Source organism: Clavibacter sp. AC415 (genome assembly GCF_979252985.1).
Genome location: NZ_CEEDAR010000020.1, coordinates 1 through 24,267, shown reverse-complemented (window position 1 = coordinate 24,267; position 24,267 = coordinate 1). Strand labels below are relative to the sequence as shown.

The following is a 24,267-nucleotide window of genomic DNA, read 5'->3' as shown; positions in this document are numbered from 1 at the left end:
GCTCCTCGCCGTCGGCCTCGACTCCGCCGAGGTCGGCTACCCGCCGTCCCTGTTCGTCGACGTGTTCGCGCGCGCCCGGGAGCTCGGCCTCCACGCCGTGGCGCACGCCGGCGAGGAGGGCCCGCCGGCCTACGTCCACGAGGCGCTCGACCTGCTGCACGTGGAGCGGGTGGACCACGGGGTGCGCTGCCTCGAGGACCCCGCGCTCGTCGACCGGCTCGTCGCCGAGCGGATCCCGCTCACGGTCTGCCCGCTCTCCAACGTGCGGCTCGGCGTCGTCGGGACCCTCGACGGAGTACCGCGCCCTGCCGGAGCTCCTCGCCCGCGGCGTGGTCGCGACCGTCAACAGCGATGACCCCGCGTACTTCGGCGGCTACCTCGGCGAGAACCTCCGCCAGCTGCGCGCGGCGCACGCGTTCGACGACGACCGGCTCGCGCTGCTCGCCCGCAACTCCTTCGAGGCGTCGTTCCTGCCGGAGGAGCGCCGGGCCGAGCTGCTCGCCGCGGTCGACGCCTGGCGCGCGACCGCCTCTGATGCGCGCCGCGACCGCCGGGGCCGCGGTGAGCTACCCGCGCTGATCCCCCGGGTCGGCGTACCGGCGCGCGAACGCGCGGCGGCTCGTCTTGCCCGCGTCGTCGCGCACGGGCGAGGCGACGACGTGGACGGCCGCGGGCCTCCGGGACGCGTCGAGCCGGGACGCGATCCAGGCCAGGAGCCGCTCCGCGGTGACGTCCGAGCCGGTCGCGTCGACGACCGCCTCGATGCGCTGCCCGAGGTCGACGTCGGGGACGCCGAACGCGACGGCACCGCGCACGGCGGGATGCGCCTCGAGCACCCGCTCGATCTCGGTGGGATGCACGTTGGTGCCGGCGCGGAGGATCACGTCGTCGGCGCGCTCGGCGATGTGGAGGTACCCGTCGCCGTCCAGGTGGCCGAGGTCGCCGATGGTGTCCCAGCCGTCCGCCGTGCGGGCCGAGTCGCCGCCGACGTACCGGTACGCCGCGTCCCCCTCGCGATGGAGCCAGATCCGCCCGACGGAACCGGTCGGGAGGTCGGTCCCGTCGGGGTCGCGGATCGGCCACGGTGGTGCCGCCCGAGGGGCGCCCGACGCTGCCCGGGTGCGCGAGCCACTCGTCGCCGCGGATGCTGAGCACGCCGTTGGACTCGCTCCCGGCGTAGACCTCGGTGACGCGCTCCGGGCCGACCCCACTCCATGAACCGCCGCTTGAGGTCCGGCGCGCACGGGGCGCCGAGGTGCAGGACGGTCTCGAGGCTGGTGAGGTCCGCCGCGTCGCGGACCTCGGCGGGGAGGCGGAGGAGGCGGTGCAGCATCGTCGGCACGAGGAGTGCCCAGGTCACCCGGTGCTCGGCGACGGCCTCCAGCACCCGCCGCTCATCGAAGCGGGGCAGCAGGACGAGGCGGTGCCCGGTTCATCAGCCCGCGGAACGCGTAGGTGAAGGCGGCGGAGTGGGTCAGCGGGCCGGAGACGAGCTGCACCTGGTCCCGGGGCAGGAACGACGCGACGGGGACGTCGGCGTCGAGGAGGGCGGGAGCCGTGGCGACCACGACCTTGGGGGGGCCGGTGGAGCCGGACGACGTGGGCGCCTTCCAGGACCGGGCCCAGGCGTCCGGGAGCCGGGCGTCGGAGAGGGCGGGATCCGGCGTCCAGGCGGCCGGGAGGGACGGGGTGCCGGGATCCGCCGACGGGATCCCGAGCACGAGGGCGGGCCGGACGAGGTCCTGAGAGCGCGCGGCGCGTTCCTCGTCCGCGAGGCCGAGCCGGATCGGCTGCGGGGTCGCGCCGCACTTCCAGACGGCCGCGCAGGCGACGACCGTCTCGACGGTGTTGGGGAGCGCCAGGGTCACCATCGAGTACCCGGGTGACGCCCCGGGCGGTGTAGGCGCGGGCGAGCCGGTTCGAGTCGAGGTCGGGCTCCCGGGCGGTGAGGGCCCGGGTGTCGTCGACGGCGACGACGCGGTCGGGGTCGGCCTCAGCGAGCGCCGTGATGATCCGCGAGATCGATCGCCTGACCATGGTCGCCGCCCTCTCCCGCCGCCCCGGTAGAACGCCTCGTGGAGGCAGGGCCGCGTCGTCCCGAGTCGATGCGCGGCGGCGAGGGAGCGGCCGGCCTCGGGGCCGGGCCCTCCTCGGGCGAGCGCGGTCGCGAGCGCGTCGGCGATGGTGACCGGGTCGCTCGCGTACGCGACCGTGGACCCGAAGACCTCGTGCAGCACGGGCAGGTCGCGGGCGACGACCGGGACGCCGGCGGCGAGGGCCTCCATGGCGGCGAGGCCGAAGCCCTCCTTGGTGGACACGAAGGCGAGGGCGCCGGCCGCGGCGACGAGGGACGGGAGCGCCTCGTCGTCGACCACGCCGAGGATCACGGGGTCGAGGCCGAGCTCGGTGACGCGGGCGTCGAAGTCCGCGCGGTAGCCGCGGTAGTCGAAGAGCGTCTCGCCCCCGCCGAAGACGAGGCGGACGTCGGGCTGCGTCCGGTGCAGGTGCGCGAAGGCCTCGAGGAGGTCGATGCTGCCCTTGCGCGGCTCGATGCCGCCGAGGGCGAGCACGTACCGTCCGAGCGTCCGCTGCCATGCGGCTCGCGCCTCCGTCCCGGCGCCCTCGGACGCGCGGCGGAAGCGGGCGGCGTCGACCCCGTTGGGGATGACGGTGGGGTGGAGGCCCCACCCGACGGCGACGTCGGCCGCGACGGCGGCGGAGACGCAGATCCGGGCGACGGGCTCGCGGACGGCGGCGTCGTGGCAGGCGACCAGCTCGGGCGTCGTGAACTCGTCGAGGTGGTGGATGGTGCGGATGCACGGGCCCACCGCGTTCGCGGGGATGCAGTCCTGCGCGTGCACGACGTCGTGCGCCTCCATGACGCGGGCGGCCGCGAAGGCATCGCGCATGGTCGCGATCGATCGCTGGATGCGGCCGCCGACCCCCTCGTCGTCGCGCGGCTCGAACGGGACGACCCGCACGTCGACGGCGGGGTCGACGTCCCGGAAGAACGCCCGGTCGCCATCGCGGCCGAGGGTCCAGACGGTGACGTCGTGACCGCGCCGCGCGAGGGCCTCGGAGAGGGCGAGGGTGTGCACGACCCCGCCGCGGGGCTTGGTGGAGTAGGTCACCTGGGCGATCCGCATGCGGGCTCCCCGATCACTCGGCACCGGCGGGCGCGACGCCGGCGGCGTAGGCGTGCGGGACGCGGTCCCGCAGGTGGTCCATGGTGCGACGGGCGCGGGCCACGTCGGCCCGCACGTCGGCGGTGGCGACGGCGAGGCCGCCCTTCGCCCAGGTCTTCGCGACGATCTCGCCGGCGGGGTCGACGACCTTGGCCTGGCCGAGGAATCGAGAGCCGCCGAGGACGCCGGTCTGGTTGGAGGACACCAGGTAGAGCTGGTTCTCGGCAGCGCGGGCGCAGTCGTAGAGGTCGAACAGGTGCGCCTGCCGGTCGTGCCGGAGGCGGTCGGAGCGGTCGGTGACGCTGGCCGGCCAGGCGCTAGAGGCACGCGAGGATCTCGGCGCCGGCGAGGGCGAGCGTACGGGAGGACTCGGGGAAGGTCTTGTCGAAGTCGATCATCATGCCGACCCTCCCGACGGGCGTGTCGAACGGCGTGAAGGAGCTGCCCGCCGCGTACGCCTCGGACTCGCCGAGCGGCAGGTGGACCTTGCCGAGGTGCGTGCCGAGGACGCGTCCGCCGTGCACGCACACGGCGCTGTTGTAGCGCCTCTCCTCCCCCTCGACGACGACCCGCTCCGCGACGCCGAAGCAGACGGTCATGTCGCCGGCCATGTCGGCGACGGCGCGCACCTCCGGCCCGTCCATCTCCACGGCGGGCGGGAGCGCCTCCGGCCCGGGGTGGACCATGTCGAGGAGGTAGCCGCCGACGAGTCGCGTCGGGGAGGACGAGGAGGTCGACGCCGCGGTCGCGTGCCTGCTCGATCATGCCCGGGGAGCTTGGCGAGCGTGCGTCCGATGTCGCGGCCGAAGTGCGCGGCGACCGCTCCCATGGTGATCTCGGCCATCGGGTCAGGCTAGCCGGGAACAGCTGCGGCCACCTCTCGTCGGGCCCCCGCGGCGATGAGTCCCACCGTGTGCTCCGCGTCGCGGGCGATGGCCGCGAATCGGCCCGAGCCCCACGTGTGCAGCCAGGGGAGGCCGAGGAGGTGGAGCCCCAGGGACCGACGTGCTGCCCCGCTGGTGCGTGGGGTGGCCGGCGCCGTCGAAGACGCCGACCTGCACCCACGAGTAGTCGGAGCGGAACCCGGCGGACCAGACGATGCTCGTGATTCCGGCCTCGTGCAGGTCGAGCCCGGTGACCTCGGTCTCGGGTCGCCAGACGGGCTCGTAGCGCGCCTCGACGGGGGCGTCGATGGCGTGCCGCTCGATGTGGCGGTCGATGTCCGTCTTGATGGACTCCATGACGGAGTCGGCGTGGTCGAGCGACGCCTCGGCGGTGGGGCTGAACGCGACCGACGTGCCGTCGGCGCCGGTGAGCCGTCCGTGGAGGCTCATGCCGTCGCGCGCGAAGGCGCGGAGGTCGATGTCGCGGCCTCCGCCCCGGCCGGTCATGTAGTGGTTGGTCGACTCGCGCTTGGTCAGCCCGCCGACCTGCGCGTGGACGGGGATGTCGTAGATCCCCATGTCGCTGAGCCAGGCGATGCAGTCGCGCCCGCGGTATGCGCGCGCACACCGGGGGGCGGAGCCGAGGGCGAGGTGCACCCGGCGTCCGGCGAGGAACAGGTCCTCGGCGATCTGCGCGCCGGACTGGCCGGATCCGACGACGAGGACGCCGCCGGAGGGCAGGGCCTCCGGGGAGCGGTAGTCGGCGGAGTGGAGCTGCACGATCGAGCTGGACACCCGCCCTGCCGCGGCCGGCAGGACCGGGCGGTGGTACCCCCCGGTGGCGATGACGACCTGGTCGGCGAGGAGGGTGCCCTGGTCGGTGACGACCTCGAAGCCGCCGGCGGGCGCCTCGCGGAGCCGGGTGACGAGGACGCCCTCGACGACCGGCGCGTCGAAGGTGCCGGCGTAGCGGCGGATCCAGGCGAGGACCTGGTCGCGTGTCATGAAGCCGTCCGGGTCGTCCCCGTCGTACGGGTAGCCGGGAGGGCGCCGCACTGCCAGTTCGGCGTGACGAGGGTGAAGGCGTCCCAGCGCCGGTCGGCCCAGTCGTGGGCGATGCGGTCGCGCTCCAGCACGACGTGGTCGATGCCCCGGTCGGTGAGGTGCCAGCTGGCGGAGAGCCCGGCCTGGCCTCCGCCGATGACGGCGACCTCGACGTGCGTGCCGTCGACGACGCGGCGCGGGGCCGTCATGCGCCTGCCCCCTCGGCGGGCAGCGGCGGGTGCATCGGCCAGCACCCGCACCGTGCCCCCGTCGAAGGCGGCCGCGGCGTCGAGGATCTCGTCCCGCTGCTGCCGGGCGGAGGTGCACTCGAACCCGTAGCGGGCCTGGACGCGCTGGCCGGCGATCCCGAGGGCGGTGGTGGAGCGGCGGACGAAGTCGGCGAGCGGGTACTCGGCGCCCGTCTTCGAGGTGGTCGTGCACGACCAGGCTCGGCGAGTAGCAGGAGGCCTCGGTGCCGTCGGGCCAGCGGACCCGGAACGTCAGTCGTCGGCGTCGACCAGGACCCCTTCCCCGGTGCGGTAGGCATCCGGTCGGCGGTCGCGGAGGTGGAACATGCCCTTGCGCATGGCGGCGAAGGTGCCCTCGACGTCGATCTCGGCGATGGCGAGGCCCGCCTCGAGCAGCGTGGTGGCGAGGACGTTGCCGCCCGGGTCGACGACCTTGGCGTTGCCCACGTAGCGCAGGGAGCCGAAGGCGCCGAAGCCTGGTTGGAGGCGATCCGGAACGCCTGGTTGTCGAGGGCGCGCGCGGTGTCGAAGAGGTTGAACCGGTACGTCCACCTGTCCTCCTGGAGGTCGTCGGCCGTGGCCGTCCGGGCGACGGGCCAGGCGGACATGCTGACGATGATCTCGGCGCCGTCCACGGCCAGGGAGCGCGCCGCCTCGGGGAAGGCCTTGTCGTAGCAGATCTGGAGACCGATGCGGCCGACGGGGGTGTCGAAGGCCTCGTAGGCGTCGCCGGCGGAGTACGACATGCTCTTCGCCGAGCGGCTGGTGGACCTTCCGGGTACGAGCCCGTACACGCGGTCGCCGTCGAGGCAGACGGCGGCGTTGTACCGGGTCTCGCCGTCGTCGGCGAGCTCGCAGAAGCCGATGCAGACCGCCCATGTCGCCGACGATCTCCTGCACGCGCCGGATCTCCGGCCCGTCGAGGGCGATGGCGGGGGGCAGCGAGCGGGTGGTCGTCCTCAGGGTGTCCCCGTGGTCGCCGAGCGAGGACAGGTACCCGCCGATCGCCGCCTCGGGGAAGGCGAGCAGCTGGACGCCGCTCCCGCGCGCCTCGTCGACGAGGGTCGCGATGAGGTCGTAGTTCTGCTGGAGGTCTCGCGTGAAGTTCGCCGAGACGGCCGCGACGGTCGTCGTCATCGTGCCTCCTGTCGTTTCGGGAGCGGTCCGCGGCATCGCTGCGGTGCGCCCAGTCGATGTCGCCGGTGCGTCTCCGGTTGGTTACGCCGGGAATCAGAATGCGTTGCGCGGCGCGGCCCCCCATCGACCGAAACGCGCATTCAGCCGGGCCTTCCACCCGCATTCATCGAGGGCGGAAACGAAAGCGGGCACGTGCGCGTGGCCGCCCGGCGGCGGCAACAGAGGCGACTGAGACTCGGATCCACCGGCCGCCCCCAGGCTCTCGTCCGACCGCGAAGGAGCACCACCATGAGCGACACCGACATCGACCAGCAGATCCTCGACAACATCGAGAGGTCCCGGAACGAGATCTCCCACCCGTCCCTGCCGAAGGGCAGCAGCATCTACGGGTCGACGAAGATCTTCCCCGACTACACGGCCTCGAAGGACGAGCACTACTTCCAGCTGGTGCACGGCATCGCGCACGAGTCGTCGGTCAGCTTCGTCGCGGTCCTCCAGGCCACCCGCGCGCTGCGGAAGGGCTTCACGAGCGTCCTGTACTTCTACGGTCCGGGATCGCTGAAACGCCATCGCGAACCGCGGGTTCCCCACGACCGGCGCCGACGGCTTCCCGGGCGAGAACAACATCAACAACGCGCTCGAGACGTTCATCGCCGAGGGCGGCACCGTCTTCTGCTGCCGCTTCGGCCTGGCCCTGCACGGCGCGCGCGAGGAGGACCCTCATCGCGGGCGTCATCCCGTGCCACCCGCTCGACGTGCAGGACGCGGTCATCCACTACGCCCGCAAGGGCGCCATCATCAACAGCACCTACATGGTCTGACCGGTGCCCGGATGACCATCACGAGAGGGACCGTCACACCGACGCGCGGCCGACCGGCGGACGGGGACGCGCTCACGACGCGCGTCGACATCGCCATCCGCGGGATCCGCGTCGCCGCCCCCGTGCACCGCGAGGGCGGCGCGGGACCGAGCGACGACGGGCACGTGATGCTCGCCGGGCTCCAGTCGGCGATCCCCGCCGCCGCGGACAGCCCCTACCTCGTCGACGACGGGCGCCTCCTGCTCGACGGCGAGGACACCGGCTGCGAGGTCACCGCCGTCGACCGGCCCCGCTTCTACGACCTGCGGGACCGCGGAGGGCGTCTCCTACGAGAGGATCGCGCGGCTGCACGGCGCGAAGGTGCTCGCCACGACCGTCGTGCAGACCTGCGTGCGCTACGCCGAGTCCGAGCGGTGCCGGTTCTGCTCCATCGAGGAGAGCCTCGCCTCGGGAAGCACCATCGCGGTGAAGACCCCGGCCATGCTCGCCGAGGTGGCGGAGGCCGCGTGGCGGCTGGACGGCGTCGAGCAGATGGTCATGACGACGGGGACCAGCAACGGCCGCGACCGGGGCGCGACCCACCTGGCGCGCTGCGTGCGCGCGATCAAGGCCGTGGTGCCCGACCTCATGATCCAGGTGCAGTGCGAGCCGCCGGCGCAGCTGTCGACCATCACGGACCTCTACGAGGCCGGTGCGCGGTCCATCGGCATCCACGTCGAGTCGATGGACGACGACGTGCGACGGCAGTGGATGCCGGGCAAGTCGCGGGTCTCGATGGACGAGTACCGCGCGGCCTGGCGCGAGGCGGTCCGCGTCTTCGGCCGCAACCAGGTGTCGACGTACCTGCTCGTCGGGCTCGGCGAGGATCCGGAGGAGATGGTCGCGGGCGCCCAGGAGCTCATCGACATGGGCGTCTACCCGTTCATCGTCCCCTTCCGGCCCCTCCGCGGCACGCTCGCGACCGATGTGGACGGCGTCGGCGCCCCCGACGGCGCGGTGCTCCGCGACGTCACCTTCCGCGTCTCGCGTGCGCTGCAGGCGGCGGGGATGCGCGGCGCGGACCAGAAGGCGGGGTGCGCCGCCTGCGGCGCCTGCTCCGCGCTGCCAGACGGCCGGCGGCTGACCTTGGCGCTCCTGGACGTGCCGGCCCTCATGGGGCCGCCCGTCGTGCCGCCGACCGCCGAGTTCATCGTGGGCATCGCGGAGGCCGACGAGCTCGATGCGCACCGCCGCCTGCGTCGCGCCGCGTTCGTGGAGCAGCAGGGCCTGTTCGCGGTCGACGACGCGGACGGCATCGACGACGACCCGAGGGCCGTCGTGCTGATCGCCCGCGCGCGCAGGGACCGTCATCGGCGGCGTCCGCATCGCCCCGGTCGGCGCGCGCGACATCGGGTGGTGGACGGGCTCCCGGCTCGTCGTCGACGACGCCGCGCGCGGCGTGCGCGGCGTCGGATCCGCCCTCGTCCGGGCCGCCTGCGCCCTCGCGGAGCAGAGGGGCGCCGTCCGGTTCGACGCGACCGTGCAGACGCGCAGCTCCGCGCTCTTCCGCCGGCTCGGGTGGACGACGACCGGATCCTGCCTGATCGGGGGCGTCGACCACCTGCGCATGCGCTGGCCGGTCGACCAGGTACCAGCGCATCGTCGACGCCACGAAGTCGCACCTCGAGGCCCTCCTCGAGCCGCGCACGTCGTGGGCGCACAGGACCCGCGGCCTCCCTCGGCGGACCGGGGTGGATCGGGGACGACGGGGCCCCCGTCCCCGGCACGGACGTGATCGCCGCATGCGACGCCATCCTGCCCTCCATGGTGGAGCGGGATCCCGAGTGGGCGGGCTGGTGCAGCGTCCTCGTGAACGTGAACGACCTCAGCGCGATGGGCGCGACCCCGGTGGGCCTGCTCGATGCGGTCGCGGGCCGCGACACGGCCGCAGTGCGCCGCGTCATGGCCGGCATCCGCCGAGGCGCCGAGGCGTGGGGCGTACCCCTCCTCGGCGGTCACACGCAGATCGGTGTCCCCGCGGCCCTGTCCGTGACCGCCCTGGGACGGACCGACCACCCGGGTCCCCGGAGGTGGCGGCCGTCTCGGGCACGCGCTCAGCCTGACCGTGGACGTCTCCGGGACCTGGAAGGACGGGCACCACGGGAGCCAGTGGAACTCGACCGAGGGGCGTCGGCCGCACGAGCTGCGCGACCTCGCCGCGACGGTGGCCCGCGCCCGCCCGTCCGCGGCGAAGGACGTGAGCATGGCCGGCATCGTCGGGACGGTCGGCATGCTCGCGGAGGCGAGCGGCCTCGGGGCGGTCGTCGACGTCGCGGACGTCCCGGTCCCCGGAGCGGCCGGCGGCGGAGCCGTGTTCGATGGGCGACTGGCTCGGCTGCTTCCCGGGCTTCGGGATGGTCACCGCCGACCCGCCGGGCGGATCGCGGATGGCGTCGCCGCACGCCGTGACCGCGGAGGTCGGGCGGCTGACGCCGGAGCGGGGCGTCGTGCTCCGGTGGCCGGACGGGGAGACGACGGGGGCCGTCGCGGGCGGCGTCACCGGGCTCGGTCCCGCCTGATCCGCGCCGTCCGCGCCCGCTCGCGGGCAGGTGCGGCGCTCGGCCTTACCAGCGGCGACGGTCCAGCTCGCGCGGAGCCCCCGCGGATCCGCCGCCGGGTCCGCCTGCACCGCGAACTGGGTCCGGTGCAGCTCCTCGTAGCGGCCGCCCGCGGCCAGGAGCTCGTCGTGCGTGCCGCGCTCGACGATCGCGCCGTCCTCGACCACGAGGATCAGGTCCGCGCTGCGGATGGTGGAGAGGCGGTGCGCGATCACCATCGCCGTCCGTCCCTCGAGCGCCTCGCTGAGCGCCGCCTGCACGGCGGCCTCCGAGGTCGAGTCGAGGGCGGCCGTCGCCCTCGTCGAGGATGACGACGCGCGGCTGGGCGAGCAGCAGCCGTGCGATGGTCATGCGCTGGCGCTCGCCGCCCGAGAGCCGGTAGCCGCGCTCCCCCACCATCGTGTCGAGCTGGTCCGGCAGCGACCGGATGAGCGGCTCGAGCCGCGCGCGGCGGACGGCGTCCCATCACCTCGTCGTCGGTCGCCTCCGGCCGCGCGAGGCGCAGGGTGGACAGGATCGTCTCGTGGAACAGGTGGCCGTCCTGCGTCACCATGCCCAGGGTGCCCCGCATGGACGCGGAGGTGACGTCCCGCACGTCCGTCCCGGCGAGGCGCACGGCGCCGCCGTCCACGTCGTACAGGCGCGAGAGGAGCTGCGCGATCGTGGACTTGCCGGCGCCCGACGAGCCGACGAGGGCGACGGTCTGCCCCGGCTCGATCCGGAACGACACGCCGTGCAGCACCTCCTCGCCGCCGCGGGTGTCCAGCGTGGCGACCTCCTCGAGGGAGGCGAGCGACACCTTGTCCGCGGACGGGTAGGCGAAGCGCACGTCGTCGAACTCCACGGCCACGGGTCCCGCCGGGACCTCGACGGCGTCCGGCGCCTCCTGGATGAGCGGCTCGAGGTCGAGCACCTCGAAGACGCGCTCGAAGCTGACCACCGCGCTCATGATCTCCACCCGCGCGTTCGCGAGGCTCGTCAGCGGCGCGTAGAGGCGCGTGAGGAGGAGCGCCAGGGTGACCACCTCGCCGGTGTCGAGCTGGCCGGCGAGCGCGAGGAAGCCGCCGAGCCCGTAGACCAGGGCGAGCGCGAGGGCGGAGACGAGCATCAGCGCGGTGAAGAAGACGAACTGCAGCATCGTGCTCCGCACCCCGATGTCGCGGACGCGGGCGGCGCGCACGCGGAACTCCTCGGACTCCTCGTCGGGCCGGCCGAACAGCTTGACCAGGGTGGCGCCGGGCGCCGAGAACCGCTCCGTCATCTGCGTGCTCATGGCCGAGTTGTGGTCGGCGGCCTCGCGCCGGAGCGCGGCGAGCCGGCCGCCCATCCGCCGCGCGGGGATGAGGAACGCGGGGAGCATGACCACCGCGAGGACCGTCACGAGCCACGACGTGCTGCCGAGCATGACGACGAGGGTGAGGATCAGCGCCACGAGGTTCGTGACCACGCCGGACAGCGTGCCGCTGAAGGCCTGCTGGGCGCCGATCACGTCGTTGTTGAGGCGGCTCACGAGGGCACCGGTGCGCGTGCGGGTGAAGAACGCGATCGGCATCCGCTGCACGTGGTCGAAGACCGCGGTGCGGAGGTCGAGGATCACGCCCTCGCCGATGCGCGACGAGTACCAGCGCGTCACGAGCGACACGGCGGCGTCGGCCACGGCCACGAGGGCGATGACGACGGCGAGCCGGACGATCGTCGCGACCTCGCCCCGCGCGACGATGACGTCGACCACCTGCCCGGCGAGCACGGGCGTCGCGACCGCGAGGAAGGCGCCGACGACGGACAGCGAGATGAAGACCAGGAGCTGGGTCCGATAGGGCACCGCGAACGTCATGATCCGCCGCACCGACGCGCGGGAGATGCTGTGCCTGCCGCCCTGCGTGCTCGAGATCTTGTAGAGCGAGCTCCAGGCCGCGCCTTCCATGCTCATCGCGGTTCCTCACGTGGGCATGCGCCCGGTCTGCGTGGCGGATCCCAGGGCCCGGGATCCTCCCGTCGGCGGCGAGCCGGGACACGGGCCCGGGAAGGGGCTCGGCCGGCGACGTCCGCGACGTCCTGTCCGGGCTCGAGAGGCGCGGCGCGCGCGGAGGTGCGCCTGCCGGCACCGGCATGTCCATCATGCGCCACGGATCGCGGCGCGACCGACCGGGCGGTCCCTGCAGCGGATTCCCGAGGCCGGCTCGCCTAGGGCGCCGACGGCGACGCCGCCTCCGCGCCGAGGCGCATCGCCAGCTCCATGCAGCGCACGCGGGCCGGCGAGAGGTCGTAGGGCATGCTCCGGATGACGTCCGCCGCGCTCCGGGCGCGGGAGCCGTCCGTCGGGCGGGCGCGTGCGGCGGCCGCCTCCTCGGGCGGGTGCGCGCGTCCCAGGCCGCGAAGAGGGCGTCGTCCTCCTCCGGCTGGCCGGACTCCTCGATGACGCGCATCAGCTCGGTCTCGAAGGCGTGCCGCTCGGCCGCCACCTGCGCCACGCGCGGGTCGTCGACCGCGACCGCGTCGTCCAGGGCCTCCTCGGCGGCGTCGACCCGGTCGGACTCCGCGCGCAGCGCCGGATCGGCGGCCAGGGCGAGGAAGCGGCCGGCCTGCACCGCGGCGCCGAGCGGGCCGAAGATCCGTTCGGTGACGAGGAGCGCGTCGAGGTCGTCCTGCCGGAGCGAGCCCGCGGGCGCGCCCTCGAGGCGGCCGGAGACGAGGCCGTCGAGCAGTCCCAGCCGGTCGCCGAGGGTCCGCATGCGCTGCACCCGGGCCCGCTGCCGCTGCAGCTCGGCCTCCTGCGCGGCGAGGGCGTCCTCCAACCGCGCGAGGACGTCGGCGATCCCCTCCGCGGCGCCGTCGGACGCGGGACCGCCGGGTGCGCCGCCACCGGGTGCGCCGCCGTCGAAGGCGTCGCGGATGTCGTCGAGGGCGATCCCGGCGTCGGCCATGCGCCGGATCCAGAGCAGCCGGATGATCTCCCCGTAGCCGTACCGGCGCCGGCCGTCGGCGCCGCGCTGCCGCTCCGGCAGGAGGCCGATCTGGTGGTAGTGCCGGATCGACCAGGGGGGTGATGCCGACGAACGCCGCGGCGTCGCCGATCTGGACCTGGCGGGGTGGGGCCGGGAACGGGTGCATGGCGGTCCTCTCGGGGTCAAGGGGGGATGTGCTCCCGAGCAGACCACATGACGTTGCGTCAGGAGCAAGCCCGCTCGTCGCGGATCGGCGGATCGGCCGACGCGTCAGTCGAGGACGGCCGCGACCGCCTCGACCTCCACGAGCTGGTCGTCGTAGCCGAGCACGGTGACGCCGAGGAGCGTGCTCGGCGGGTAGTGCAGCGCGAGCGCGTCGCGCACGACCTCCCATGCCGTCACGAGGTCGGCCTGCCGGCTCGACGCGACGAGGACGCGGGTGCTGACGAGGTCGGCCGTCGAGGCGCCCGCCGCCTCGAGGGCGGTGCGCAGGTTCTCGACGCAGCGGGCCGCCTGGGCGGCGTGGTCGCCGACGCCGACCGTGCGGCCGTCAGCGTCGAGGGCAGGATCCGGCGAGGAACACCAGCCGCGCGCCGGCCGGGGCGGTGGCGGCGTACGCGTACTCGGCGACGCCGGAGAGGGCGGCGGAGCGGATCAGGGTCACGGCGGTCATGGGTCTCCCGTCCCGGTGCGGCGGGTGCCGCCCGCCGCCAGCCTGCCAGAGCGGGCGGCACGGCCCGGACGGGGACTGGCCCCTGCGGCCCCGACGCCCTAGCGTGTGGGCATGGCGGCCGTGGGGGATCCGCGGCCGAGCGCGCGCGCCCCGACGGGCGCTCCCGCCCCCGGCCGCACCGGGGACGCGCCGGCGACGGCGCGCTCCGTCGATCACGCGCCCGCGGCGGGTGACGATGCGATGCCGCTGCGGACCGGCGTCGAGCGCGGCATGGTCCGGACGACGGCCGTGGTCGCGGCCCTGCTCGTCCTCCTGTCCCTCCCCCGGCTCCTGTCGGACGACCCCGGGTCGCGGATGGCGCTCACGGTCGTGGCGCTCCTGCTCGCGGCGCTCCTCGTGGCGCTGGTGCCGTTCGCCCTGCTCCGCCCGGGCATGCCCGCCCGCGGGTGGCTGCGCGCCGTCCCCGTCGTCTACGTCGCGCTGCTCCTCCTGGAGCCGCTCCGGCTCGGCGCGCCCGCCGTCTGCCCGGCCCGCTCCCCCTCCCGTGGCTCATCGGCCTGTCGCCCGTCGTCCTCAGCTGCATCGCGCTCGCGACGCGGCGCCCGCTGGCGGCCGGGCTCGGCTGCGCGGGGGTCCTCGTGCTGCTGGTCGCGGTCCACGTCGGCCGGATGCCGTCCGACCACCTGGCGGCGCAGGGCGTCTGGCTCGCGATCCTCTCGGCCGGCCTCGTCGTGGGCGTCCGGGAGCTGCGGGTCCGGGCGCGGAGCGCGGACAGAGGCCGGCCGGCGGGCGCAGGAGCAGTTCGAGACCAGCCGACGCGAGGCCGCCATCGCCGCGCAGCGCGTCCGCACGGACGCCCTGCTGCACGACACCGTGCTCGCCGCGTTCCTCGCCGCCGCGCAGGGCCTCGGCGACCGGGCGGTGCCCATGGCGCGCTCCGCGCTCGAGATCGTGTCCGACACCCAGGATCCGCTCGTCGGCCGCCGGGGAACGGTCCGGTTCGGAGAGGCGCTCGCGTCCGCGGAGCGGGAGGAACTGTTCGCGCCGCTCGCCGGCCAGGCGCACCTCGACCTCGACGCCGCCCGGGCGGTCGAGCTGCCGTCCCCCGTGGGCGGAGGCCGTCGTGTCCGCCATGCTCCAGGCGATCGCCAACAGCGTCCTGCACGCGGGGCCGGGTGCCGTGCGGACCGCGGACCGCGACGGCGTCCGCCGGCGGCGGCCTGCGGATCCGGATCAGCGACGACGGCTGCGGGTTCGACCCGGACGAGCCTCGCTCCCGCGCAGCCTCGGGGTCCGGGTGTCGAATTCGTGGAGCGCCTGCTGCGCGTCGGCGCGTCGGCGGACGTGCGCTCGACCCCGGGCCGCGGCACCTCCGTGGTGATCGCGTGGCGCCCCGCGCCGCCGGCCCCGACGCCGGACGCCGGAGGCGCCGCGACCCGCGTCACGCTCATCCCGCGGCACGCGCTCTCCGGGGTGCTGACGGCGCTCGTCATGGTCGCGGTCCTCGTCGCGACGGCCGGAGGCCGCGTTCTTCTTCCAGGCGGTCGGTCCGCTCCTCGCGGCGATCCTCGGGACCGCGGTCCTGCCCTCGATCGTGCGGGGTGCCCGCCGCGGTGCGATGCGCACACCCACGGCCTGGTCGCTCGCGGCGGTGGGCGCCGTGATCTGCGGCGTCGCGACCCTCGGCGTCTCCCCCGACGAGGTCGACTCGGTCACGATCTCCTGGTTCACCTGCGGCGTCCTCGCGGGCTGCGCCCTGGTGTGGATGGCGGGCCAGCGGCTCCCGCCCCTGGCCGCGACCGCGTGCCTCGTCGTCGCGATCGGCGTCTGGGCCGGCCCCGCGGGCATCATCCGCCTCGGTCTCGCCGGCGAGGTGGTCCTCGTCATCGGCGGCCTGATGATGCACCGCGCGCTCCATCGCGTGACCGAGGCCACGCGCGTCGCCGCCGCCGGCCCGAACGGGAGGCCCTGGCCCGACGGGCCGAGCTGGACGCGTCGCAGCAGGAGCGGCACGCGCGGCTCCGCGCCGCGCACCCGGGACTCGGCGCCGCTGCTGCGCCGCATCATCGACGAGGGCGGCGACCTCGACGCGGCCGTGCGCGCGGAGTGCCGCGTCGTCGAGCAGACCCTCCGCGACGAGATCCGCGGCCGCCTTCTGCTGAACGAGGCGACGCGCGCCGCGATCCTCCGGCACCGGCGCCGCGGCGCCGTCGTGCAGGTGCTCGACGACGGGGGGCTCGACGACGTCCCGGCCGACGCGCGCGAGGCGCTCCTCGACGAGGTCGCGGAGCTGCTGGGCCCCGTCCGGTCCCGCCGCATCGTCATCCGCGCGGCGCAGCCCCGCTCCCGCACGGCGATCTCCCTCGTCGCGTCCTCCCCCGACGAGACGGCCGCGGCGCTCGGCCTCGACGCCGGCGACGACGTCGACCTGTGGGTGTCCCTGCCTCAGGCCGTCCGCGTCCGCGTCCGCGCCGGACCCGGCGGCGGCCGATCCCCGCGACGCCTAGGGCGCCGTCCGCGAGGCCGGCCGGGACGCCCGCGCCCGCGCGAGGATCCCGCCGATAACCTCGGACTTCGCCTCCGCGTAGTCGTTCACGTCGTCCCAGCGGCGCGTCATCAGCGCCCGCTTGGTGCGCGCGTACAGGTCCCGGTCGGCGGCGTCGGAGCGCAGCCGGTCGCGGAGGAGGAGGTAGGCCCCGATGGCGTCCGCGCCCTCCTCCGTAGACGTGCACGTGGACGTCGCGCGCGGGCGTCCGCACGAGCCGGTGCCCGGGCTCCCGGACCCGGAGGACGTACCCGTCGGCGACCAGCGGCGCCACGTGATCCTCCTCCGCCGTGATGTCCGGCACCACGAGCACCAGGTCGACCACGGGCTTGGCCGCGAGGCCGGGCACGGACGTGGAGCCGATGTGCTCGACGGCGAGCGCGACGTCGCCGACCGCGGCGAGGATCCGCCGGCGGTGCTCCCGGAAGGCGTCCGCCCATGCCGGGTCGTGCTCGCGGAGCGGGACCTCCAGGGCCTCGGCGCCTCCCACCAGCTCCAGGCCGGTCACGTCCGGGCGGCGGCGGGCGGGGCGACCGGCGGGGTCGGGGTCGCGGGCGGTGTCGCGGTCGAGGTCGGGGTCGGGGTCGGGCATCACCGGGTCATCCTGCCAGGCTGCCCGCCCCGCCCCCGCACTCGGCGTCAGGTCGCGCCGCCGCCCGGGAACGCGACGTGCTGCATCACCCACGCGTGCATCACGACCGCAGCGGCCGCGGACGCGTTGATGGAGCGGGTGGACCCGAACTGCGGGGTGCGCCGATCGGTCATGTCGGCGGCCTGGATCGCCTCGTCGCTGAGGCCCGGCCCCTCCTGCCCGAACACGAGCACGCAGCGCTCGGGGAGCGCCGTGGTCTCCAGGAGCACCGGAGCCGTGCAGGCGACGTTGTCGATCGCGATGACCGGCAGGCCCTCGCCCGCCGCCCACCCGATGAGGTCGGCGATCGTCGCGTGGTGGACGACGTGCTGGTACCGGTCGGTGACCATGGCGCCGCGCTTGTTCCAGCGGCGCCGGCCGACGATGTGCACCGTGTCGGCCGCGAACGCGTTGGCGCTCCGCACGATCGAGCCGATGTTCATGTCGTGCTGCCAGTTCTCGATGGCGACGTGGAACGGGTGCCGGCGCTCGTCGAGGTCGGCGACGATCGCGTCCAGTGCGCCAGTAGCGGTAGCGGTCGATGACGTTGCGGGTGTCGCCGCGCTCGAGCAGCTCCCGGTCGAGGTGCGGCTCGTCCGGCCACTCCTCGGGCCGGCGCCCGGCCACGGTCCCACCCCGTGGGTGGAGAGCTCGACGGTCGGTGTCGGCTCGGCGGCGCTGCGCTCCCCGACGGCGCCGTCCCCGCCCCGGCGGCGCCGTGCTCCCCCGCGCTGTGCTCCCCGGCACCGCTGGCCGCCCCGACCCCCGGCTCCCGCTCCGGCTCCGGCTCCGGCTCCGGCTCCGGCATCAGATGTAGATCCCCGGGTCCACGAAGAAGGCCGGGTCGACGTGCGCGTCGGGCCCACGGCCCGCCCGCCTCCCCGTCTCGACGGCCGGGATGCCCGTGAGCACGGATCCGACGGGTGCGTCCTTCACGACCACCGCGTTCGCGCCGATGACGCTGCCGGCGCCCACCGTGATCGGCCCGAGCAGCTTCGCCCCCGCGCCGATGGTGACCCCGTCGCCCACGGTCGGGTGCCGCTTGCCGCGCACGAGGCTCTTCCCGCCGAGCGTCACGCCGTGGTACATCGAGCACGTCGTCGCCGACCTCCGCCGTCGCGCCGATGACCACGCCCATGCCGTGGTCGATGAACAGCCGCCGGCCGATGCGCGCGCCCGGGTGGATCTCGACGCCCGTCAGCGCCCGCCCGACCTGCGCGAGCAGCCGCGCCGAGGAGCCGGATCCGCCGCCGCCACAGCGCGTGCGACACCCGGTGCAGCCACACGGCGTGCAGCCCCGGGTAGCCGAGCACCATCTCCAGGTACCCGCGCGCGGCCGGATCGTGGGCGCGGGCGGAGCAGGAGGTCCTCGACGACGCGGGCGACTGCTCCCACGCCTAGTCGCGCAGGTCGTCGAACAGGGCCGGCCGGTCGAGAGGTACCGCTCGCCGTAGTCGCACACGATCGCGACGATGGTCTTGCCGGCGCTCTCGGGGCGCTTGGCGATCTCGAGGGCGGCCCAGACGATGGATCCGGAGGAGATGCCGCAGAGGATGCCCTCGTCGGTGGCGAGCGCGCGGGAGACGCGGATGGAGTCCTCGAGCGACACGTCGACGACCTCGTCGTACACCTCGGTGTCGAGGATCTCGGGCACGAAGTTCGCGCCGATGCCCTGGATCTTGTGCCGGCCGGGCTTGCCGCCGTTCAGGATGGGCGAGTCGAGCGGCTCGACCGCCACGATCTGCACGCCCGGCTTCCGCTCCTTGAGCACCTGCCCCACGCCCGTGATGGTGCCGCCCGTGCCGACGCCCGCGATGAACACGTCGACGGCGCCGTCGGTGTCCGCCCAGACCTCCTCGGCCGTGGTCTCGCGGTGCTTCTGCGGGTTCGCCGCGTTCGCGAACTGCTGCGCCCAGATGGCGTTCGGCGTCTCGTCGACGATCTGCTTGGCCCGCTCGACGGCGCCGCGCATGCCCTCGGGGCCGGGGGTCAGCACGATCTCGGCGCCGTAGGCCCGGAGCACCAGCCGGCGCTCCATGCTCATGGTCTCCGGCATGGTGAGGACGACCTTGTACCCCCGTGCCGCGCCGACCATCGCGAGCGCGATGCCCGTGTTGCCGCTCGTCCCCTCGACGATGGTGCCGCCCGGCTTCAGCTGCCCGGACGCCTCGGCCGCGTCGATGATCGCGACGCCGATGCGGTCCTTCACGCTGGATGCGGGGTTGTGCGACTCGAGCTTGACCAGCACCGTCAGCGTCGAGGCCCTCGGTGAGCCGGTTGAGCCGGACGAGCGGCGTGCCGCCGACCAGCTGGGTGATGTCGTCGTAGACGCGACCTGCCATGGGTTCCACCTTCGTCGTGATCCGGGTCGGTGCGGGGCGCATCCGCCGCCAGCACCTGCTCGTCGTCGAGCCTATGGGAGCCCAACCGCGTGTGTCGCGGCGGCATTCCTGGGCGGCGGATGCTCTGCCTGGACATCCTGTGGAGAAGGCCGCCGCCGCCGGTGGCGCCCGGGCCAGGATGCGCGCGACCATCCCGAGGCGATCCCGCGGCGTCCGTCATCCGCACCCGAACCGGGATCCCTCCTGCTCACGAAGGAGAGGGATGCCCATCCCCGCGCGTCCACTCACGATGATGCTCGTCGTCACCGCTGCCTCGCTGGTCGGGGCCGTGACCGCAGCCTCGGGAGCGGTTCCCGGTACCGTGCCGGAAGCCGCGCAGCGCCAGATCAAGGGTCGTGCACGCGGGCGTCGGCGCCGCCGCCCCCGACGACACCGGCAACCCTCCTGGCCTCCGCCCCCGCCATGAGCGACGCCGACCTCGACGGCCTCGTCGCTGTGCTGGACGCTCTGCCCGACGACGTCAAGTCGGCCGACCCCCGCACGACACCGGACTACGAGCGGCGGCTGAGCCGCGCGATCGATCGGGTGACTGCTTCGTCCGACACCGGCGACGCAACCCGGTCCTCAGCGGCGGACGACGCGCTCTACCTCATCGGCACGGGACGCGGCGCGCTCGCGACGGATCTCCGCGGCTCCGCTTCGACGGCTCGACTCACCATCGACTGGATCGGTTGCGCCACGTCGATCGCCGGCGTCATCGCGCAGTGCGGATTGCCGGTGTTCACGGTGGTGAGCTTCATCAGGGAGGCGCGTGCGCTGTTCGGCAGCGCCTACGACATCTATCTGGCCATCCGCTGCGGCCGGGCGGCCGCCGAGGAATCCAGAGGCGACTCAGATCATCGAAGCGCTCCTCGGGGTCGACGGCGTCGTATCGGCATGCTTCGGCGCCGCCGCCATGGACGTCTGACATGCAGTCCGGCGAGCCCTTCCACGACGACCGCGCGCCCTCGACATGGGAGCCACCACCCGTCTGGCGTCGTCGGTCCTTCTCCGTCGCCTTCCTGAAGATGCCACTGGTGGTGGTGATCTGCTTCGGGGGGACTCGGATCTTCGGCCTCGGCAGCCCCACTCTCTCCGCGATCATCGGCGGCATCCTGCTCACGGCGGTCAACATCTGCGTGACGGTGGCGGCGGAACGGCCCTTCGTCCTCCGACGTCGCAGCCTGGTCCCCGGCGACGGGGCTTCGCCCTCGTGCCATGGCTCGCGGGTGCGACGAGCGCATGCGCCCTGGCTGGCTTCCTCCTGCCCGGGACGGCCTCCGTGGTGCTCGCGACCGCGATGACGGCGGTGGAGACGGTCGAGCTCGCGTGGTCGCGCCCCTGGCGCCCCGGCGACACCGATGCCCGTTCCGCGAGAAGTGGGTGGCCTTGAGGGATCTGAGGAAGGAGACCTTCGCGCCCGACGTCGAGGAGATCCGTCACACCGCTGACGAGCGGGCGATGGATGGGTACAGCCGGAAGATCGCCGAGCATACCGGCGCCCGAGCGGGCGCGGACGAGGAGCAGGAGCACGACGAGAGGGACGGTCCACCGCGGGACGCGTGACTCGGGGTCCGCGGGCACGGCAGGCTGGACCCATGAGCGCGCGCATCGAGGTGGAGGGGCCCGGCGGGCCCGAGGTCATGACCCTGACGGACGGGCCGGTGCCCGATCCCGGCCGGGCGAGGTGCGGATCCGCGTGCACGCGGCGGGCGTCAACTTCATCGACACCTACCGGCGCAGCGGCGTGTACCCGATGGCGCACCCGTACGTGCCGGGATCCGAGGCGGCCGGCGTGATCGAGGCGCTCGGCGACGGCGTGAGCGGCGTCCACGTCGGCGACCGCGTCGCCACGGCGGAGGCGGAGGGCACCTACTCCCAGCACGCGCTGGTGCGCACCGAGACCCTCCTGCCCGTCCCCGACGGCGTCGAGATGGAGACCGCCGCGGCGCTCCCGCTCCAGGGCCTCACCGCGCACTACCTCGCGACGAGCTCCTACCCGGCCGGCCCCGGGGACCGCGCGCTCGTGCACGCGGGCGCCAGCGGCGTCGGCCTCCTGCTCACGCAGCTGCTCGCCGACCGCGGGGTCGAGGTCATCACGACCGTCTCGAACGAGGAGAAGGCGGCCCTCTCCCGCGCGGCGGGCGCGACGCACGTGCTCGGCTACGACGACGTGCCGGTGCGCGTCCGCGAGCTGACCGACGGCCGCGGCGTCGACGTGGCCTACGACGGCGTCGGCCGCGACACGTTCGACGGCTCGCTCGCCAGCCTGCGGATCCGCGGGACGCTCGTGCTCTTCGGCGGTGCGAGCGGGCAGGTGTAGCCGTTCGACCTGCAGCGCCTGAACTCCGGCGGATCACTCTCGGGTCGCCCGCCACCCTCGCCCACTTCCTGCTCGACGCCGAGGAGCGGCGCTGGCGCGCGGGCGAGCTCTTCGCGGCCGTCCTCGACGGCTCGCTCGACGTGCGCGTCGGCGCGACGTACCCGCTGGCCGATGCCGCTCGCGCCCACGAGGATCTGGAGGCCCGGCGCACGACGGGCTCCATCGTGCTCATCCCCTGACACGCGAGCCCGCCGATCGCTTGCCATGGAGGAAAACCAGATGTAGATTTCCTCATGGAAAATGATCGAGCAGCAGACGCGGCCGCCGCCCTCGACGGCCTCCACTCCGACCGCGAGGCCCTGGCCGCCCGCATCCCCGTGCCGCGCTGGCACCTCGCCGGGGTTCGGGGCCATCGCCCTCGCCTGGGTCGCCCAGGCCGTGACCCTCTCCCGGCGCCGGATACGAGCCGCCGCGGACCTCCTGGCTGCTCATCGCGGCCGCGGTCGTGCTGCTGGTGCTCATCCGCCGCCGCACGGGCATCCGGTTCCGCGGCGTCGGACTGCGCGCGGTGCTCCTCGTCGCGGCCGCGCTCCTCGGCTGCCTCGTGCTGTTCTCGATCTCGCTGGGCCTCGTCGCGCAGGGCCTCGGCTGGGCCGTCGCGCTCACCGCGCTGGCCGCCTTCGGCCTCGTGACCTGGCTGTCGACGCTGGCGTTCCGCGCGGCCGTCGACGGGATCCGCCGCCGTGGCTGAGGCCGCCTTCGACGAGCTGATCCACGCCCCCGTCCGCCTCCGCATCTGCGGGATCCTCCGGCGGGTCGACCAGATCGACTTCGCCGTCCTGCGCGACACCCTCGGCGCCGTCGCCGACGCCAGCCTGTCCAAGCACCTCCGGCAGCTGACGGAGAGCGGCTACGTCGCCTCGCGCAAGGCCTCATCGGCCGGGCGCGCGGACAAGCGGCAGCTCACCTGGCTGTCGCTCACCGCATCCGGCCGGCGGGCGTTCGACGGGCACCTGGCCGCGCTGACCGAGATCGCGGGGGCCGGCGCCGACGGCTGACCGGGGGACCCGCAGCCCGAGCACCTACCCTCGTCGCATGCCCGCACCCGGATCCGCGCCCACGCGCCTCGGCTTCCTCACCACCGGCCCCCTCGACCCGGTCGATCCCGCCACCGGCCTCGAGGAGGCGCTCCGGCTCGTCGAGCTCGGCGACGCGCTCGGCCTCGACACCGCGTGGCTCCGGCCCGACCACCTGCGGCACGCGATCTCCTCCCCGTCGCGATGCTCGCCGCCGCCTCGCAGCGCGCGCGCCGCATCGGGCTCGGCACCGCCTCAATCCCGGTCCGCGCCGAGAACCCGCTCCGTCTCTCGGAGGACCTCGCGACCCTCGACCTCCTCTCCGGCGGCCGCCTGCGCCCGGCCTGTCGGTCGGCAGCCCGAGCGCGTGGCCGCGGTCGACCGGGCCGTGCATCCGACGACGGCCGAGCACGAGGAGCCGGGGCGCGAGCGGCTCCTGCGCTTCCGCGAGCTGCTGCGCGGGTGCCGGGCGCGGACGAGCGGCCCGACGGATCCGACGACGAGGACGACGACGACGCCCTCACCCCCACGGTGCAGCCGACGTCCCCCGGCCTCGCGGACCGTCTCGCCTACGGCGCGGCGACCCTCCGCACGGCGGCGTGGGCGGGATCGCACGGCTTCCGCCTGCTCGCCTCCGACGTGACGGAGCGCGGATCGGGCGGCGGCTCCGGCTTCGCGGCCGACCAGCGCGCCCTCATCGACGCCTACCGCGCCGCGCATCCGGACCCGGCCACCGCGCACGTGACGCTCGCCCTCGTCGTGGTGCCGACCGAGGGCGCATCCGCCGAGCAGCGGGCCCGGTACGCGGCCGACGCGGCGGCGCGCGCCGAGCGGGCCCGGCGCGCCGACCAGTCGGAGGATCCCGGGGCCGCGTCGAGCATGGTCCGCGCGCCCGACCTCGTGGGCCCCTCCGACGAGCTCGCCGCCGCGCTCCTCGCGGACCCCGCCGTCCAGGCCGCCGACGAGCTCGCGATCGCGCTCCCGGCCGGGCTGCCCGCGGGCGACCTCGCGCGGATCCTGACCGACGTCGCCGAGCACCTCGGCCCGGCGCTCGGCTGGTCGCCCGCGACGTCCTGAGCCCGGCCGGCGCCGGACCCTCGACGGTCCGTGCCCGCCGGAGGACGGGCGGGAGCCCGGGCCGCACGCCTGGCGTTTCGGTGCATGCCCGCATCCAGTACCCCGCTGAAGCGCCTCGGCTTCCTCACCATCGGCACGTTCGACCCGGCGGATCCCGCCGCGGGCCACGAGGCGACCCTCCGGATCATCGAGCGCGGCGAGGAGCTCGGCCTCGACAGCGCGTGGCTCCGACACCGCCACCTCCAGCACGGCATCTCCTGCCCGTCGCCGTGATGGCCGCGGCCTCGCAGCGCACGAGCCGCATCCAGCTCGGCACGGCCGTGACGCCCATCGGCGCGGAGAACCCGTTCCGCCTCGCCGAGGACCTCGCGACCGTCGACCTCCTCGCCGGCGGCCGCGTCCAGCCGGGCTTCTCGGTCGGCACGCCCATGCGCTTCGACACCTACCGCGACGCGATCTACCCGGCCACCGCCGACCTCGAGGACCTCGGCTACGACCGCCTCCTCCGCTTCCGCGACCTCGTGCGCGGCGCGACCGTGAGCGACGCCGCCTCCCGCGAGGGCCAGGAGGAGTACGCCTCCACCGTGCAGCCGCACGCCGCGGGCCTCGCCGACCGGATCTGGTACGGCGCCGCGAGCACGCGCTCCGCGGTCTGGGCCGGCGAGAACGGCTTCCGCCTGCTCACGTCGAGCGTGATCCA

General features: G+C 74.8%; 16 protein-coding genes and 16 pseudogenes. 15 read left to right on the top strand and 17 right to left on the bottom strand.

What is annotated here, in order from left to right; all coding sequences use genetic code 11:
- Positions 1–49: 49 nt before the first annotated feature.
- Together ACZ411_RS13815 and ACZ411_RS13810 are read left to right on the top strand one after the other, a co-directional pair.
- Entirely contained in the window at positions 50–355 is a 306-nt protein-coding gene (locus ACZ411_RS13815; RefSeq protein ID WP_464171336.1) for a hypothetical protein, read from the top strand.
- Positions 330–458: pseudogene (locus tag ACZ411_RS13810) on the top strand (adenosine deaminase); the annotation flags it as partial. The gene ACZ411_RS13815 and the pseudogene ACZ411_RS13810, both read left to right, overlap by 26 nt.
- 108 nt (positions 459–566) lie before the next feature.
- Here ACZ411_RS13810 and ACZ411_RS13805 read toward each other — a convergent pair.
- From ACZ411_RS13805 to ACZ411_RS13765, 9 genes and pseudogenes are all read right to left on the bottom strand, one after another.
- A complete protein-coding gene (locus ACZ411_RS13805; protein WP_464171243.1) occupies positions 567–1,211 on the bottom strand; it encodes an AMP-binding enzyme in 645 nt (214 codons plus the stop codon).
- A 53-nt stretch (positions 1,212–1,264) separates the two neighbouring features.
- Positions 1,265–1,387 (bottom strand): annotated as a pseudogene (locus tag ACZ411_RS13800) (hypothetical protein); the annotation flags it as partial.
- Between the two features lie 7 nt (positions 1,388–1,394).
- Positions 1,395–3,146, bottom strand: coding sequence for an MSMEG_0565 family glycosyltransferase (locus tag ACZ411_RS13795; protein WP_464171242.1), 1,752 nt, complete (start codon positions 3,144–3,146; stop codon positions 1,395–1,397).
- A gap of 13 nt (positions 3,147–3,159) precedes the next feature.
- On the bottom strand, positions 3,160–3,441 hold the full coding sequence (locus ACZ411_RS13790) for a nitrilase-related carbon-nitrogen hydrolase (protein WP_464171335.1): 282 nt from the start codon (positions 3,439–3,441) through the stop codon (positions 3,160–3,162).
- A 61-nt stretch (positions 3,442–3,502) separates the two neighbouring features.
- Positions 3,503–3,871: a carbon-nitrogen hydrolase family protein gene (locus ACZ411_RS13785; protein ID WP_464171241.1), complete on the bottom strand. Its 369-nt coding sequence runs from the start codon at positions 3,869–3,871 to the stop codon at positions 3,503–3,505.
- A gap of 162 nt (positions 3,872–4,033) precedes the next feature.
- The gene (locus tag ACZ411_RS13780) at positions 4,034–5,074 is read right to left on the bottom strand and encodes an NAD(P)-binding domain-containing protein (RefSeq protein ID WP_464171240.1); all 1,041 of its coding nucleotides are present in this window, start codon (positions 5,072–5,074) and stop codon (positions 4,034–4,036) included.
- Positions 5,071–5,322: an FAD-dependent oxidoreductase gene (locus ACZ411_RS13775; protein ID WP_464171239.1), complete on the bottom strand. Its 252-nt coding sequence runs from the start codon at positions 5,320–5,322 to the stop codon at positions 5,071–5,073. Before ACZ411_RS13775 ends, ACZ411_RS13780 begins: the two co-directional genes overlap by 4 nt.
- Positions 5,319–6,227, bottom strand: coding sequence for a carbon-nitrogen hydrolase family protein (locus tag ACZ411_RS13770; RefSeq protein WP_464171334.1), 909 nt, complete (start codon positions 6,225–6,227; stop codon positions 5,319–5,321). Before ACZ411_RS13770 ends, ACZ411_RS13775 begins: the two co-directional genes overlap by 4 nt.
- Positions 6,228–6,255: 28 nt before the next feature.
- Positions 6,256–6,498, bottom strand: a pseudogene (locus ACZ411_RS13765) (nitrilase-related carbon-nitrogen hydrolase); the annotation flags it as partial.
- A gap of 1,157 nt (positions 6,499–7,655) precedes the next feature.
- On the opposite strand from ACZ411_RS13765, the pseudogene ACZ411_RS13760 reads away from it, so the two are divergent.
- The 4 genes and pseudogenes from ACZ411_RS13760 to ACZ411_RS13745 form a co-directional block, all read left to right on the top strand.
- Positions 7,656–8,366, top strand: a pseudogene (locus ACZ411_RS13760) (MSMEG_0568 family radical SAM protein); the annotation flags it as partial.
- A gap of 301 nt (positions 8,367–8,667) precedes the next feature.
- The gene (locus ACZ411_RS13755) at positions 8,668–9,093 is read left to right on the top strand and encodes a GNAT family N-acetyltransferase (RefSeq protein WP_464171333.1); all 426 of its coding nucleotides are present in this window, start codon (positions 8,668–8,670) and stop codon (positions 9,091–9,093) included.
- Positions 9,090–9,305, top strand: a pseudogene (locus ACZ411_RS13750) (AIR synthase related protein); the annotation flags it as partial. The gene ACZ411_RS13755 and the pseudogene ACZ411_RS13750, both read left to right, overlap by 4 nt.
- Before the next feature lie 118 nt (positions 9,306–9,423).
- Positions 9,424–9,585, top strand: a pseudogene (locus ACZ411_RS13745) (MSMEG_0567/sll0787 family protein); the annotation flags it as partial.
- Positions 9,586–9,987: 402 nt separating this feature from the next.
- Here the strand turns inward: ACZ411_RS13745 and ACZ411_RS13740 are convergent.
- Positions 9,988–11,846 (bottom strand): annotated as a pseudogene (locus tag ACZ411_RS13740) (ABC transporter ATP-binding protein); the annotation flags it as partial.
- A gap of 514 nt (positions 11,847–12,360) precedes the next feature.
- Here ACZ411_RS13740 and ACZ411_RS13735 point away from each other — a divergent pair.
- A complete protein-coding gene (locus ACZ411_RS13735; protein ID WP_464171238.1) occupies positions 12,361–12,963 on the top strand; it encodes a hypothetical protein in 603 nt (200 codons plus the stop codon).
- Here the strand turns inward: ACZ411_RS13735 and ACZ411_RS13730 are convergent.
- The 7 genes and pseudogenes from ACZ411_RS13730 to cysK all read right to left on the bottom strand — a co-directional run.
- A pseudogene (locus tag ACZ411_RS13730) lies at positions 12,853–13,074 on the bottom strand (hypothetical protein); the annotation flags it as partial. The gene ACZ411_RS13735 and the pseudogene ACZ411_RS13730 overlap by 111 nt on opposite strands.
- A gap of 57 nt (positions 13,075–13,131) precedes the next feature.
- Positions 13,132–13,534 (bottom strand): annotated as a pseudogene (locus tag ACZ411_RS13725) (RidA family protein).
- Positions 13,535–16,037: 2,503 nt separating this feature from the next.
- Positions 16,038–16,205 (bottom strand): GrpB family protein, encoded by a 168-nt coding sequence (locus tag ACZ411_RS13720; RefSeq protein ID WP_464171332.1) that lies wholly within the window; start codon positions 16,203–16,205, stop codon positions 16,038–16,040.
- 109 nt (positions 16,206–16,314) lie between these two features.
- A pseudogene (locus ACZ411_RS13715) lies at positions 16,315–16,671 on the bottom strand (GrpB family protein); the annotation flags it as partial.
- 47 nt (positions 16,672–16,718) lie between these two features.
- Positions 16,719–17,345, bottom strand: a pseudogene (locus ACZ411_RS13710) (TrmH family RNA methyltransferase).
- A gap of 172 nt (positions 17,346–17,517) precedes the next feature.
- Positions 17,518–18,105: pseudogene (gene epsC / locus ACZ411_RS13705) on the bottom strand (serine O-acetyltransferase EpsC).
- Between the two features lie 2 nt (positions 18,106–18,107).
- Positions 18,108–19,052, bottom strand: a pseudogene (gene cysK, locus ACZ411_RS13700) (cysteine synthase A).
- Between the two features lie 462 nt (positions 19,053–19,514).
- Here cysK and ACZ411_RS13695 point away from each other — a divergent pair.
- The 8 genes and pseudogenes from ACZ411_RS13695 to ACZ411_RS13660 all read left to right on the top strand — a co-directional run.
- Positions 19,515–20,117: a hypothetical protein gene (locus ACZ411_RS13695; protein ID WP_464171237.1), complete on the top strand. Its 603-nt coding sequence runs from the start codon at positions 19,515–19,517 to the stop codon at positions 20,115–20,117.
- Between the two features lie 303 nt (positions 20,118–20,420).
- On the top strand, positions 20,421–20,657 hold the full coding sequence (locus ACZ411_RS13690) for a hypothetical protein (protein ID WP_464171236.1): 237 nt from the start codon (positions 20,421–20,423) through the stop codon (positions 20,655–20,657).
- Positions 20,658–20,689: 32 nt separating this feature from the next.
- A pseudogene (locus ACZ411_RS13685) lies at positions 20,690–21,653 on the top strand (quinone oxidoreductase family protein).
- Between the two features lie 266 nt (positions 21,654–21,919).
- On the top strand, positions 21,920–22,165 hold the full coding sequence (locus tag ACZ411_RS13680; RefSeq protein ID WP_464171235.1) for a hypothetical protein: 246 nt from the start codon (positions 21,920–21,922) through the stop codon (positions 22,163–22,165).
- Positions 22,158–22,472, top strand: coding sequence for a transcriptional regulator (locus ACZ411_RS13675; protein ID WP_464171234.1), 315 nt, complete (start codon positions 22,158–22,160; stop codon positions 22,470–22,472). The genes ACZ411_RS13680 and ACZ411_RS13675 overlap by 8 nt, the downstream gene beginning before the upstream one ends.
- Before the next feature lie 222 nt (positions 22,473–22,694).
- Positions 22,695–22,769: pseudogene (locus ACZ411_RS13670) on the top strand (hypothetical protein); the annotation flags it as partial.
- Positions 22,770–22,952: 183 nt separating this feature from the next.
- Complete coding sequence (locus ACZ411_RS13665) at positions 22,953–23,567, top strand: hypothetical protein (protein ID WP_464171341.1); 615 nt, start codon at positions 22,953–22,955, stop codon at positions 23,565–23,567.
- An 84-nt stretch (positions 23,568–23,651) separates the two neighbouring features.
- Positions 23,652–24,267, top strand: a pseudogene (locus tag ACZ411_RS13660) (LLM class flavin-dependent oxidoreductase); the annotation flags it as partial.

Coding starts and splice junctions, on each gene's coding strand:
- ACZ411_RS13795 (WP_464171242.1), bottom strand. CDS start 3,146: ATGCGGATCGCCCAGGTGACCTACTCCACCAAGCCCCGCGGCGGGGTC.
- ACZ411_RS13785 (WP_464171241.1), bottom strand. CDS start 3,871: ATGGTCCACCCCGGGCCGGAGGCGCTCCCGCCCGCCGTGGAGATGGAC.
- ACZ411_RS13780 (WP_464171240.1), bottom strand. CDS start 5,074: ATGACACGCGACCAGGTCCTCGCCTGGATCCGCCGCTACGCCGGCACC.
- ACZ411_RS13775 (WP_464171239.1), bottom strand. CDS start 5,322: ATGACGGCCCCGCGCCGCGTCGTCGACGGCACGCACGTCGAGGTCGCC.
- ACZ411_RS13695 (WP_464171237.1), top strand. CDS start 19,515: ATGAGCGACGCCGACCTCGACGGCCTCGTCGCTGTGCTGGACGCTCTG.